Source organism: Vannielia sp. ABF1_015, from assembly GCF_056160745.1.
Genome location: NZ_JBSWXT010000001.1, coordinates 925,152 through 938,212, shown reverse-complemented (window position 1 = coordinate 938,212; position 13,061 = coordinate 925,152). Strand labels below are relative to the sequence as shown.

General features: G+C 63.6%; 13 protein-coding genes. 10 read left to right on the top strand and 3 right to left on the bottom strand.

What is annotated here, in order from left to right:
- Positions 1–2 precede the first annotated feature (2 nt).
- Together ACXAG6_RS04820 and fliF are read right to left on the bottom strand one after the other, a co-directional pair.
- Entirely contained in the window at positions 3–596 is a 594-nt protein-coding gene (locus ACXAG6_RS04820; protein WP_475335547.1) for a FliH/SctL family protein, read from the bottom strand.
- Positions 593–2,251: a flagellar basal-body MS-ring/collar protein FliF gene (fliF, locus tag ACXAG6_RS04815; RefSeq protein WP_475335544.1), complete on the bottom strand. Its 1,659-nt coding sequence runs from the start codon at positions 2,249–2,251 to the stop codon at positions 593–595. The genes ACXAG6_RS04820 and fliF overlap by 4 nt, the downstream gene beginning before the upstream one ends.
- Before the next feature lie 120 nt (positions 2,252–2,371).
- Between fliF and ACXAG6_RS04810 the strand changes: the two genes are divergently transcribed.
- From ACXAG6_RS04810 to ACXAG6_RS04765, 10 genes are all read left to right on the top strand, one after another.
- Positions 2,372–2,884 carry a flagellar basal body-associated FliL family protein gene (locus ACXAG6_RS04810; protein WP_475335543.1) on the top strand — a complete coding sequence of 171 codons (513 nt, stop codon included), beginning with the start codon at positions 2,372–2,374 and terminating at the stop codon, positions 2,882–2,884.
- Between the two features lie 9 nt (positions 2,885–2,893).
- Positions 2,894–3,259: a hypothetical protein gene (locus tag ACXAG6_RS04805; protein WP_475335541.1), complete on the top strand. Its 366-nt coding sequence runs from the start codon at positions 2,894–2,896 to the stop codon at positions 3,257–3,259.
- Positions 3,259–3,882, top strand: a complete 624-nt coding sequence (locus ACXAG6_RS04800; protein WP_475335539.1) for a MotE family protein — start codon at positions 3,259–3,261, stop codon at positions 3,880–3,882. The genes ACXAG6_RS04805 and ACXAG6_RS04800 overlap by 1 nt, the downstream gene beginning before the upstream one ends.
- Positions 3,883–3,969: 87 nt before the next feature.
- The gene (gene motA, locus ACXAG6_RS04795; protein ID WP_140012868.1) at positions 3,970–4,839 is read left to right on the top strand and encodes a flagellar motor stator protein MotA; all 870 of its coding nucleotides are present in this window, start codon (positions 3,970–3,972) and stop codon (positions 4,837–4,839) included.
- The gene (locus tag ACXAG6_RS04790) at positions 4,836–7,250 is read left to right on the top strand and encodes a hypothetical protein (protein WP_475335537.1); all 2,415 of its coding nucleotides are present in this window, start codon (positions 4,836–4,838) and stop codon (positions 7,248–7,250) included. The genes motA and ACXAG6_RS04790 overlap by 4 nt, the downstream gene beginning before the upstream one ends.
- A 181-nt stretch (positions 7,251–7,431) precedes the next feature.
- The gene (locus tag ACXAG6_RS04785; RefSeq protein ID WP_475335534.1) at positions 7,432–8,124 is read left to right on the top strand and encodes a hypothetical protein; all 693 of its coding nucleotides are present in this window, start codon (positions 7,432–7,434) and stop codon (positions 8,122–8,124) included.
- A 3-nt stretch (positions 8,125–8,127) separates the two neighbouring features.
- Positions 8,128–10,212 carry a flagellar biosynthesis protein FlhA gene (gene flhA, locus ACXAG6_RS04780; RefSeq protein ID WP_475335532.1) on the top strand — a complete coding sequence of 695 codons (2,085 nt, stop codon included), beginning with the start codon at positions 8,128–8,130 and terminating at the stop codon, positions 10,210–10,212.
- 10 nt (positions 10,213–10,222) lie between these two features.
- Positions 10,223–10,996 carry a flagellar biosynthetic protein FliR gene (locus ACXAG6_RS04775; RefSeq protein WP_475335530.1) on the top strand — a complete coding sequence of 258 codons (774 nt, stop codon included), beginning with the start codon at positions 10,223–10,225 and terminating at the stop codon, positions 10,994–10,996.
- Between the two features lie 3 nt (positions 10,997–10,999).
- Positions 11,000–12,103 carry an EscU/YscU/HrcU family type III secretion system export apparatus switch protein gene (locus ACXAG6_RS04770; protein ID WP_475335528.1) on the top strand — a complete coding sequence of 368 codons (1,104 nt, stop codon included), beginning with the start codon at positions 11,000–11,002 and terminating at the stop codon, positions 12,101–12,103.
- Positions 12,104–12,127: 24 nt separating this feature from the next.
- Positions 12,128–12,481 carry a hypothetical protein gene (locus tag ACXAG6_RS04765; protein WP_475335526.1) on the top strand — a complete coding sequence of 118 codons (354 nt, stop codon included), beginning with the start codon at positions 12,128–12,130 and terminating at the stop codon, positions 12,479–12,481.
- A gap of 3 nt (positions 12,482–12,484) precedes the next feature.
- Here ACXAG6_RS04765 and ACXAG6_RS04760 read toward each other — a convergent pair whose 3' ends face one another.
- On the bottom strand, positions 12,485–12,943 hold the full coding sequence (locus tag ACXAG6_RS04760; RefSeq protein ID WP_475335524.1) for a GNAT family N-acetyltransferase: 459 nt from the start codon (positions 12,941–12,943) through the stop codon (positions 12,485–12,487).
- Positions 12,944–13,061 lie beyond the last annotated feature (118 nt).

The following is a 13,061-nucleotide window of genomic DNA, read 5'->3' as shown; positions in this document are numbered from 1 at the left end:
CGTCATCCTTCCCGGGTCGCCTGACCCTCAAAATACCCTTCCACCACCTCGGCAATGCCCGCGAGCACTGCATCGAGATCGATGATTTCTTCGGCGCTGGCGAAGCGAAGAACCGCCTGCCCCTCCGCGAGGCTCGGCTCTTCGGCCAGCCGGACCGGAATGGGCGCCTCGCCCTGGAGCAGCGGCTCCAGGCGGGCGCGGTTTTCCGGCGCGACGGTGATTTCGACAGAGACTTCGCTTCGGGCTTTCACCGCCGCATCGATGCGCTCCAGAATCACCGGCCCGAGGCTGCCTCGCACAGTTGCGGGCAAAACCTTGCCCACGATTCCGGCCAACAGCCCTTCCATTTCGCCCAGCATGGCGCGGCGGGCTTCGTGATAGGTGAAGCTCATGTCGTCCAGAGCGCGGGCGAGATCCGCGCCGATGGCTTTTTGCTCATCGGCATGTGCGCGCGAGGCATCTTCCCAGCCTTCGCGGTAGCCCTTGTCGAAGGAGGCGAGCTGAGCCTCGGCCAGAGTGCTCTCGCCCACGGCCTTGGCGCGTGCGGCTCTCGGCGCGGAGCTGAATTCTTCAAGCTTGAGGCCGTCGCTGCTCATGCCTGCGCCTCCTCATCCTCTTCCATCCAGCTCTTGAGGATTTCGATCGTCTCGTCTTGCCGCTCTTCAATCATGTTGCGAAGCCGGGCCACCGGATCATCGCTGCCCGCACCGAAGCTGCCCATGTCACCCATGCCGGGCACGCCGGAGACATCAAAGTCGTTCACGACCGCCAGATCGGGTAATTCGATGTCGCTGTCGTCAATCTCGCCGGTCAGCGCGTCTGGCATGGGCACGTCATCCAGATTGGGGCCGGAGTCTGCCGGGGCTCCGGGCGGCAGCGACGCCACCGGGGCCTCTGGCGCGGGAAGAGCCTGCGCCGTAAGGGCTGGCTTCAGAACGAACAACCCAAGCCCCAGAGTGACCAGCGCGAGGATTGCAAGCTGGATGAGGGTCATGATGTTCAGCCCGTCAAGAAGCGAGCCACCCGCAGCCGTGCCCACCTGCGCAACGGGTTCAAACTGGAGCGACTTGATTGTGATCTGATCGCCACGCGCTTCATCGAACCCCACCGCGCTTGCGACAAGCTCGCGCAGGGCCTCCAGCTGCTCTTCGCTGCGCGCCGTCCACGTTGGGTCTCCGCTAGCGTCTTCCCCACGCAGACCGTCGACCAGAACGGCCACCGTCAATCGCTTTACCGCACCCGGGCTGCGCAGTAATTCTCTCTGCGTTTCAGAGACTTCAAAGTTCGTCCGCTCGCGTGTTGTTGTCTCTTGGCTCTGGCTCTCACCGCCATTTGCCCCGGCCTCGCCATCGGGCAGGTTAGACGCCACCGTGACCGCCGCGGGATTTGTGCCGCTCGCGGAATTGGAACGCTCTTCGGTTTCCGAGCTTACCGCAACGCGTCCATCCGGATCGAAAGTTCGCTCGATGATTTGCTCGCGGTCCGTCTGGGTTTCTACAGAGATTTCTACCACCGCATTGCCCGGCCCAACGTGCGCTTCCAGCAAACGCTGAACGTTGCGGCGCAGGCTCTCGGCGCGCTCTTCGCCCGCAGGGTCGCCAGCAGCATCATCGGCAGCCACAACCGCGCCGCTCGCGCCGTCGATGACCGAAACCCCATCGGGAGACATCTCGGCCACGGCACTGGCGATGAGAAACTTGAACGCCTTCGCTTCCGCAGGGGTGACCCGCCCGCTGGTGGCGGTGACGGCCACCGAAGCCGAGGCGGCTGTGTCACGCCCGAAGCCGTGGGACGCCGGGTTGGAAATGTGCACGCGTGCCGCACGCACCCGCGGCGAGGCAAGGATGGTGCGGGCCAGTTCGCCCTCCTTGGCGCGCCAGTAGGCCGCATCGAACATCTGGCTGGTGGTGCCGAAGCCCGACAATCCGTCAAGAATTTCATAGCCTTGCCCACCGTTCGCGGGCAGCCCTTCGCCCGCCAGGGTCATCCGCAGCTCATCGCGCCGGGCACTATCAACATAGATTGCCCCGCCGCGCACGTCGTAGGCGACGCCGCGTTGATCCAGCGATGTTACCACCTCACCAGCAGCCGAAGGCTCCAGCCCGGCGTAGAGCAGCGTCATCCCCGGTGAGGTGGCCATCCGGCTTAGCGCCAGCACGGCTGCAAACATTGCCACCGTCGCCACCAGCACGGTGAGCCGCCGCCGGGCATCGAGGCCATTCCAGGTATCCAAGAGGTTTTGCACGCGCATTCTCCGCCGTCGTTCGGGCTTCTGCCCTGCATCCCCTAAATCGCGCATTGGCCTTAACAATCGGTTAGCCACATTCGGTCTATGAACGGATTGTTCGATTTGTTCAGGAGAACCCCCGCCATGGCCGAGGAAGACGGTGCCGCAGAGGCCGGAGAAGAGGGCGAAGCCCCCAAGAAGAAGTCCAAACTGCCCCACCTTCTGGGGATGATTCTCATGCTCGCGGGCGGCGGAGGCGCATTTTTTGCCACGTTTTCGGGGATGCTCGGCGGCGGTGGCGAGGAGGCCCATGAGGAGAGCGGCGGCGAAGACCTGGCCGAGGCAGAGCCGCTGGAGCCCGTGGCCTTCGTTCCTCTCGACCCGATCATTATCGCCATGCGCACAGAGGGGCGCGCCGCCCATCTGCGGTTTCGCGCTGAGCTGGAGGTAGCCCCTGACAAGCAGGAGGAGGTGACGCTGCTGATGCCGCGCATCCTTGATGTGTTGAACACCTATCTGCGGGCTGTCGAAGTTTCGGAAATCGAACGCCCGAGCGCGCTGATGACTCTGCGGGCACAGATGCTGCGGCGCATCCAGATCGTCACGGGGGAGGGCCGGGTGCGCGACCTTCTCGTGACTGAATTCGTGGTTAATTAGGAGGGCCCGATGATCAACCTGATCGCAGATATTCTTATGGCTGCCGGGGCGCTCGGCGCCGGTGCTTATTGCCTTGTCCTCTCCCGGCGCCTGTCGCGTTTCACAGATCTTGAAACCGGGATGGGCGGTGCTGTGGCGGTGCTGTCAGTGCAGGTCGACGATCTGACGAAAGCTCTGGCGGAGGCCCGAAAGGCCTCGAGCGGGAGCGTTGGTCAGCTGACGGAACTGACGAAGCGAGCCGAGGAGTCTGCCGGGAAGCTGGAGGTGTTGCTTGCCTCTCTGCATGACCTGCCGGAACCGGACACCTCCGCCCCCCGGCCCACAGTCAAACGGCGCAGACGCACGCTGCGCGGTGAGGAACAGGAGGCCGCCTGATGGCGAAACCGGCAAAATCGCGCGGCAGGGCGCGACGGCGTTTGAGCCGCAAGCTAGGGCGCGGCGTTTTGACAACCCTCGCAGTCCTGCTGATCGGCTCGGCCGTGTTGCGCCTGGGCGGAGGCAGCGGGGCGGCGATTGCCCGGGAAGTGGCAGGCCGGATGGGCGGCGAGACGCAAGAGGCCGATCCGGTGGTTGCCGGGTGTGAACCTGCGCCGGAAATTGCCAGTCTTCTGGCGGCATTGAGCGCGCGCGAGGCAGCTGTTGAGAAACGCGAAGTTGCCGTTAGGGACGAAATGCTGGCGCTTGAGCGCGCCCGCGAAGAGATTGCGCGCGAAATGACCGCGCTGCGCGAGGCCGAGGCGCAGTTGGAAGAGACGCTGGCAATGGCCGATGGCGCCGCCGAATCCGATCTGGCGAAACTTACACGCATGTATGAGGTGATGAAGCCAAAGGAGGCCGCCGCGCTTTTTGCGGAAATGGACCCGATCTTTGCGGCCGGCTTTTTGGGGCGGATGCAACCCGAGCGCGCCGCCGCCGTGCTGGCCGGAATGGACCCAAAGGCAGCCTATACGCTTTCGCTGATCCTTGCGGGGCGGAATGGGGCCGTGCCCACCGAATAACCGTCTGACCCTCAGAGAAAATTAACTGCGGGATGCGAAAAGAGCCAAGGGCCGTGTCCCGAGACGAAGAGCAAGGGCGAGCAGAACATGATCGGTATTGTCGGTATCATCATCATCTTCGTGATGGTCTTTGGCGGCTATCTCGCAGCCGGCGGCAAGATGGGAATCATCCTCAAGTCGCTGCCGTTCGAGATGACAATGATCGGCGGCGCAGCTGTTGGGGCCTTCGTGCTGGGCAATGACATGGCTTCGATCAAGCACACGCTGAAAGACATCAAGAAGGTGTTCAAGGGCCCGCATTGGGGCCACCACGACTACCAAGACCTGCTCTGCCTGCTGTTTGAGCTGATCCGGCTCGCGCGGCAAAACCCTGTTGGACTCGAAGAGCATATCGAGAATCCGGCGGAAAGCTCGATTATATCTCGCTATCCCAAGATCCTCGCCGACAAGGAGGCCATCGAGCTGATCTGCGACACGCTGCGCTCTGCTTCGATGAACTACGACGACCCGAACCAGGTTGAGGAGGTGCTGGAAAAGCGGATGAACGCGCATCTGCACCACCAGATGCACTCCAGCCACGCCATGCAGACGATGGCTGATGGCCTGCCCGCGCTGGGAATCGTCGCCGCGGTGTTGGGTGTGATCAAGACCATGGGTTCTATCGACCAGCCGCCGGAAATCCTTGGCAAGCTCATCGGCGGGGCTTTGGTAGGCACATTTTTGGGCGTGTTCCTCGCCTATGGCATCGTCGGCCCTTTCGCGACCAAGATGAAGGCGGTGATCGAGGAAGACGGGCATTTTTACCAGCTTATCCGCGAAGTTCTGGTGGCCAACCTGCATCAACACGCCACCAATATTTGCATAGAAGTCGGCCGCCAAAACACGCCCGGCCACTGCCGCCCGAGCTTTTCCGACCTGGAGGAGGCGCTAAAGAACCTGAAGTCGGAGGCGGCATGAAGGCCAGCCTCTTGCACATAGTCGCCTGCGCATTGGCGCTCGCATTTGGCGCGGGGGGCACACTCCATGCGGAGACCGTTCGCGTGCTGACCGGAGAGCATGATGGCTTCACGCGCATTGCACTGGCCTTGGCACGCGGATCGGACTGGAAAGCTGGCCGCATCGAAGATGGCTTCGGGCTGGAGCTTGCCCGAACAGACATTCGCCTCGACCTGTCAGGTGCCTTCGATCTGATCCAACGCGATCGCATCCTCGACCTGTCGTTTGACGCTGAGACGCGCCGGCTCAGCATCCAATCTCAGTGCGACTGCCACGCTCAAGCTTTTCAAATCGGCAACCGGGTTGTGGTGATCGACATTGCCGATGGCCCCGCGCCAGATGGTCACCCGTTCGACGCGCCACTCGTTTTGCCGGAGCCTGCGCCGCCTGTTGCCTCTGAGCCTGAACCAGTGGCCAATCCCCGGCAACACCCCACCGAAGTGGCCGCTGAGGCCCTCCCACCTTTACTGTCGGACGAATTGCGCCGCCGTTATGACCGCCAGGTCACCCTCCCCGCGGTAGAGCCGCCCCCTGCCCCGCCAAAACGCGAGGCCGCAGAGCGCGAAACGCCCAAGGCGCGTGACGCTTTCGCAGAGGCGGAGCAACGGCGACGCATTACGAAGATTGAGGCAGAGCTGCTCAAGCAACTCGCCCGCGCCGGGTCTCAAGGGATGGTCAAGCCAAACCCTGAGTATGGGGGAGCCGATGGCGGCGTATCTCAACCCGACGCGGGCTCGCCGCCGAGCAACCACCCCGGCGAGAATGTCGACGCAATCACCGGCGTCGATCGCGCCGCGCCCGATGCGCCCGCCCCGCAGGATGATTCTCGTCAGGCCTGCCTGCCGCCTGTCGCCTTCGATTTCCTTGTCGCGGAACCCGAGGCAGAACCGCACGAGATGATCTCCAATGCACGACAAGCGCTGCTGAAGGAGTTTGACTCACCCAACGCGGTTGCCGCCGGGGCACTGGTGCGCTCTTATCTCTATCTCGGATTCGGCGCCGAGGCCCGGCAGGTTGTTGACGCGTTTCTGGCCGAAACGCCGCAGGCCCCGCTTTACCTCGCCCTCGCCGCCGCGCTCGACAATACCCCCGAGACAGCCGGGCAGGGCCTTATCGGACAGGCCGGGTGCCCCGGTGCGGCGAGCTTTTGGGCCATGCTGGTTGGCCCGGTCCCAGCGGCCCTGAGCGAAGAAACCCGCCGTGCGGTTGTGGCCACTGCCTCGGACCTTCCTGTTCATCTGCGCCGATGGGTCGTACCCCGCCTCGCCCAGCGCCTATTGGCCCGCGGTCATGAAGAGCTTGCCGCCGCCTTGCGAGACTCGCTGTTACGCGTCGAGGGGGAGCACGGCACGGGATACCAGATGCTGCAAGCCGCATTGGCCGAGCGGGGCGATATTGGCGCTGGCGGAGACGGGCCGCTATCGGAAGGCAGCCGCCGAACGGCTGAAGCCCTGCTGACCGAGGTCGCCGAAAGCAATCAATCCGAAGCCCCGGAGGCTCTTGTCGAGCTCATCCGTCTGGCGAATGAACAGGGCCGTGTCCTCCCGCCAGACCGCATAGATCTGGCGGAGGCCCTGATCTTCGAGCATCGCGACACACCGCTGGCCCGGACCCTGCTGATTTCGCTCGCCCCGCAATTTGCCCGCGACGGCGAGTTCGCTAAGGCCCTATCGACACTGGACCAAGCCGCCAGCATGCCTTCCGACGCGGATCCAGACCCATTGCCCGAAGCTCTCGATACCACCGCTGCCCTTTTGGCAGAGACGGCCTCTGACGAGGTGTTCTTGCGCATTTTGTTCGACCCGGCGCGTGCCAGCCTTGGCGTTGACGTTACCGAGCCAACCGGATTCGCCTTAGCCAACCGGCTCCTCGCATTGGGATTTCCCGAGCAGGCCCTAGCACAGTCCGAAAGCTTGCCCCCGGAACCAGATTACCGCCTGATGCGGGTGCGCGCGCTCATGGCCCTTGGACGGGATGAGCGCGCGCTCGCGTCTCTCGCTGGGCTTCAGGGAACCGAAAGCGATGCCCTGCGCGGCGAACTCCTTGCCCGATTGGGCGAACACGACCGCGCCCATACGATGAGCAGAATTGCCGGGGACGAGGAGGCCGCGCGGCGTGCCGCATGGGCCAGTGGCAATGTGGATGCCATCCGCGAATCAGGCACTGAGACCGAGGCCGGTTTCACCGAAGCAACACGTCCCGAAAATGCGCCGCAAGCTCCAGGCCAACCAACCCTTGCGGGCGCTAAGGAACTCTTGGATGAGATCCGACAACGCCGCGCCTCCATTGAAACTCTGCTACATGAAAAGTCCTCTGCCACGGGTGAAACGGCTGTGGATGAAGTTTCAGCGGATCAGGCCTCCGGAACGTGACGCTGGAAACCAAATAGTAACCGCGCTGCCCTAACCTGCGGATACCTTGGATTAGCCAGAACTGCGATCTGCAATGACCTCCTATATCCCGCCAGAAGGCGGCCCGAGCGTTCCTCCGCGCGGGCTCGCAACACCTGCACCCAAACGGCCGCTCTTTGAGCGTCGTGCCCGCCGAATTTTCGTGCTGCTTGCGGCACTCGCACTGGCCTTGCTCACGCTGCCGGCCCTTGCAAACCCGTCTCGCCCGGAGTTGTGCGAAGCTGCCGCGCGTGAGGCGTCGATCAAGACCGGCGTGCCACTCTCGGTTCTTCGCGCCATTATGCTCACGGTCAGCGGGCGAAAGGGCGAAGAAGGGCTGGTTCCCTGGCCTTGGACGGTGGGCGCAAAGGGACAGCGTGTTTGGTTTGAAACCGCCGACGACGCCCGCGCCTTCGCCTATCAGCAGCTGAAAGCCGGAAAGGCGGCACTCGGACTGGGGTGCTTTCAGGTCGACTACGCCAAATATGGCGCAGAGTTTGCTTCGCTAGAAGATATGCTCACGCCCCGAATCAATGCCGAATTCGCCGCCTCCCTGCTGGTGTCACTCCAAGCGCAAACCGGCGGCTGGGGGGCTGCAGCGGCGGCGTTTCGAGCTCTTGAGCCTGCTGAGGCAGAAACCTGGCTGGCCACGTTTTATCGCCACCGCGACAGGCTGCGCCATGAGGATGGCCAGACCATGGCCGACCTTGCCGGACAGGGCGAACCGGAAGGGCCACGGCTCAACACTTACCCGCTTCTGGTCGATACCGGTGCGGAACAGGTGATGGGTTCGCTCGTTCCGGTTGGCCCTTCCGGACCCGGGGCCAGCCTGTTTCCGCCTGCCGAGGGCCTCTGACCCATGGCGCTCGGCAAGGGCGAACTCTTCAAACCGACGATCGTGTTGGCGCTCGCATTGATGGGCGTCATCACGATGATGATTCTGCCGATGCCATCCTGGGTGCTGGATGTTGGCCTCGCCGGGAGCTTCGCCCTCGCCATCTTGATCTTTACTGTCACGCTCTTCATCGAGCGACCGCTCGACTTTTCGTCCTTTCCGACAATCCTGCTGGCCTCGCTCATGCTGCGCCTCTCGCTCAACGTCAGTTCGACCAAGCTGATCATCGGTGAGGGCCATACCGGCACAAGGGCCGCAGGCACCGTGATTGAAGGGTTCGCCATGTTCGTCATGGGGGGCTCGGTCTTCCTCGGTCTGGTCGTCTTCGGGGTTTTGATGATCGTGAACTTCATGGTCATCACCAAGGGTGCGGCGCGGATGGCCGAAGTGGGCGCGCGTTTTGCGCTCGACGGGATGCCGGGCAAGCAGCTGGCCATCGATTCCGACATGTCGGCCGGGGCCATCGACCACGCCGAAGCCAAGGCCCGGCGCGAGCTGGAACAGGCCGAAACCACCTTCTTCGGCTCGCTCGACGGGGCCTCAAAGTTTGTGAAGGGCGATGCGGTCGCCGGGTTGCTGATTACCCTGCTGAACCTGGTGATGGGCCTCGTCATGGGCACCGTGATTCATGGCCTCGCCATAGGCGAAGCCTTTGAAACCTATGCCATCCTCACCGTTGGCGACGGCCTCGTTACCCAAATCCCAGCGGTCATCATCTCTATCGCCTCGGCCCTGCTGCTCGCCCGCGGTGGCGAAAAAGGGGCCACGGATCTGGCATTGGTTGGCCAGTTGGGGAAACACCCAACTGCCATTGCCACCGTGGCCATTTTGATGGCGCTCTTCGGGCTCGTCCCCGGCCTGCCGATCCTGCCGTTTTTTGCCGGAGCCGCCACCCTCGGCCTTTTTGCCTGGCGCCGCCAGAAGGTGCTGAAGGCCGAAGCGCTCGCCGCCGCCAAACCGGAACCGGAGGCCACTGCGCCCGCCCGAAAAAGCATTGGGGATATGCTTGATCTGGATGACATCCACGTCGAGTTTTCGCCCGATCTCGTCGCCATGGTCCTTGACCCGGCCACCGGGCTGGATGCGCGGATCGAAAACATGCGCGCCCACGTCGCCTCGTCTTACGGGCTGATCCTTCCCGAGATCCGCCTGACAGATAACGCCGCCCTGCGGCCAGACACCTATGCGATCCGCATCCACGGGGTGACGCAGGCCACCAATGTGCTTCACCCCGACAGGGTGCTGGCGCTGACGGGCGATACACCTGAACTGCGGCCCCCGGGAGAAGACTGCAACGAGCCGGTTTATGGCGCGCCGGCCCGCTGGATTTCGGAGAACGACCGGGAGGATGCGGCGCTGCAGGGCTCTACCGTTGTCACCGCCGCCGAGGTGTTGGCCACGCATTTGCTAGAGGTGCTGAAGCGCAACTTCGCCCGCCTGCTCACCATGAAGGCGCTGCGCCGCCTACTGGAAGAGCTTTCCAACCTGTCGGACCCGGAACGCGCCGAGGCCAATCGGCGGCTGATCGACGAGTTGGTGCCAGATAAGGTGCCGATCGACCTGCTGTTGGCCGTAATGCGGCTGTTGCTCGATGAGCAGGTTTCTGTTCGCAATCTGCCGCTGATCCTTGAAGCCATTTCCGAGGCCCGTGGCACCTATTCCGCCCCCGAAGCGATTTGCGAACATGTGCGTCAGCGGCTCGGCTTTCAGCTTGTGTCAGAACTACGCCGTGAAGACGGCACCCTACCGCTGTTGCAGCTTGCGCCCGAGTGGGAGGAGAAATTTCTGGCGCATCAAGTTGATGGCGGCAATGGCACCGAGGATATTGCCCTGCCTCCAGAGGCTTTTTCGAAGCTCGCGGGTGGCGTGGCCGAAAAACTGTCGACGGCGGCCGAAAGCGGCATATCACCTGCGCTCGTTACCACCTCCCGGCGCCGTCGCTTTTTGAAGACCGTTCTGACGGCGAAGGGCATTGGCGCGCCGGTCCTCTCCTTTGAGGAAATCGGGATGGATGCCCGCCCTGCCCTGCTCGGCGTGATCGCGGCATGAGCCCGGCGGCATGATCGAGACCCTCGCTCAACTTCTCGGCTTCTCGCAGGCCGCGATGGTTACCGGCTTCACGGTGTTCTTGCGCGTCGGGGCGGCGATGATGATGATCCCGGCTTTCGGGGAAGCGGGCGTGCCCGCGCGCATCCGCCTCGCCGCCGCGCTGGCCTTCACCGCTATCGTTGCGCCAATGGTCGATGTGCCGCCCGCGTCTTCGCTCACCGACATCGCACTCTCGCTCACCCTCGTCAGCGAAACCGTCATCGGGTTGGTCTTCGGCTTTGGATTGCGGCTCTTCATCTATGCATTGCAGGTCGCGGGCTCGATGGCGGCGCAATCCACGTCGCTGGCTCAGATTTTCGGGGCCTCCAAAGATGTCGACCCGCAGCCTGCCATCGGTCACCTTTTGGTAGTGTCGGGCCTCGCGCTTGCGGCCATGTCGGGGCTGCACGTTCAGGTCGCGCTTGGCTTCGTGCAAAGCTACGATGTGCTGCCGGTGGGAGCCGTTCTGGGCGCGGGCGAGGCGATGGAATGGGGCGTTGCACGCATCTCCGCCTCTTTCGGCATGGCCTTTTCGCTGGCCGCCCCCTTCATCATTGCCGCGTTGATTTACAACATCGCATTGGGCGTAATTAACCGCGCCATGCCCCAGCTTATGGTGGCTTTTGTCGGCGCGCCCGCGATCACCGCGGGCGGCCTCATCCTGCTGTTCTTCTCGGCGCCTTACCTGCTGTCACTCTGGTTGGAGGCCTTGCAGCGCTACCTCGCCACGCCGCTTGGGGGCTAGGCGATGGCGGGCCAGAGCGATGAGGGCGAAAAGCAGCACGAGCCAACCCAGAAGCGGCTGGACGATGCCCGCAAGAAGGGCGAGGTGCCGCGCTCGACCGATGTTACCACGGCCACCGCCTATAGCGGGCTTCTGCTGGCAGCAATCACCGCCGGGGCGACCAGCGTGGACTCACTCGGCAGCACCGGCATTCAGCTTTTGGCACAGGCCGACAGGCTTGCGCCGCTGATGACCGGCCCAGGCTTCGCCACCCTCTCAGGTGGGTTGATCGCCAAGGTCGCCACCGCCATTTCGCCGTGGTTCGTGATCCCTGCGGTGGCTTGCATACTCTCGCTCATCGCGCAGCGGGCCATCACCTTTGCGCCGGAAAAATTGCAGTTCAAGCTGAACCGAATTTCGCCCCTATCGAACGCCAAGAACAAGTTTGGTCGTGGCGGGCTGTTCGAGTTTTTCAAGAGTTTCGTCAAGCTGACGATCATTTCGGTTGTGCTCTTCGCCTACCTCAACCGCCGCGTGCCCGACATACTCGCCGCCGCCGCGCTGGAACCGAGACAGGTTGGCGCGCTTTTGGGGCGGCTTTGCCTCGATTTCCTGCTCATCGTCACCGCGATCATGGCGGCCATCGCCACGGTGGATTTCATGTGGCAGCGCGCCGAGCACCTGCGGAAAAACCGGATGAGCCATCAGGAGCTGAAGGATGAGCACAAGGACAGCGAGGGCGACCCGCACATCCGCCAGCAACGGCGACAGAAGGCGATTGAGATCGCATCGGCGCAGATGATGGGTGAAGTGCCCAAGGCCGATGTCGTCATCGTCAACCCGCAGCACTATGCCGTGGCGCTCAAGTGGAACCGGCTGGCGCCCGGTGCGCCGGTGTGCGTTGCGAAGGGTGTGGATGAGGTGGCGGCCCGTATCCGCGAGACGGCGCAGCAGGCCGGTGTGCCGATTCACCGCGACCCGCCCACCGCGCGAGCGCTTCATGCTACGGTGCAGATTGGTGACGAAATCCAATCTGATCACTACGCCCCCGTGGCCGCCGCCATCCGGTTTGCCGAGGCCATGCGCCAGAAGGCAAAGGTCAGCTATACCCGGCGGGCGGGCCAGTGAGGCAAAGCCGATGAGTATGCTGCGATGGGGCTGAAACGACAGCAGATGAAGGCGCTCTCTGGCTTGATGGAAGCGCGCTTCATGGCCGGTCAGGGAACGCTCAAGCAGCGGCTTGCCGAGGAAGCCCGCATCGCCGCTTCCATCGCAGAGATAGAAGAAGCGCGCCGCCAAGCGATGGCAGATGCCACGGACCCGATCCACTTCAGCCCGTCGCATGCACGGGCCACCAATGTTTGGCTGCGCTGGACGGAGGCCCGCAAGGCCGTACTCAACCGAGACCTCGCCCGGGCACGTGCCGCCTCGGCCTCGGCCCGCAAGGCTCTGGCGCGGTCCTTCGGGCAGATGCAAGCCAGCCGAGACCTTGCCAGAAAGCTCTGAGCTTCAGTCCAGCCTCTTTTCCATGAAGATCGAAGAGGCGGCATCGGGGTAGTCGCCAAAGGGGCCGCAGTCGGTGAAGCCGGAGGCGCGGTATACGCGGTGGGCGGCATGCAGGCGGTTGCCGGTTTCCAGCCGGAGCCAGCCGAGCCCCCGTGCCCGCGCCTCGGCCTCGACGGCTGCAAGCACCCGGCCCGCCACACCCCGGCCCCTGGCGGCTTCATCGGTGAACATGGATTTCACCTCACCATACCCGCCCTTCACCGCCAGCGCCCCGGTGCCCACCACTTGGCCCTCCAGCAGCGCAGTGAAAAACACGATGTCCGGACCAGCCAGCGCGTCGATATCCAGAAAGAAATTGTCTTCGGGCGGGAACAGGCTCTTCATCAGGGCATGGCTCTGGTTCAAGAGCGCGGTTGCCTCGGGGTGGTGGGGGCTGCCAATGGTCACGTCGATCTTGCTCATCCCGCCATCCTCCCCGACGCTTCCCTGCAGTCAAGCGCTCCATATCTTGTGGATAACCCACAGATCGCTCCCACATGCTGATTGACAGACGTGTCTCACACCCCAAACATGGGCCAGC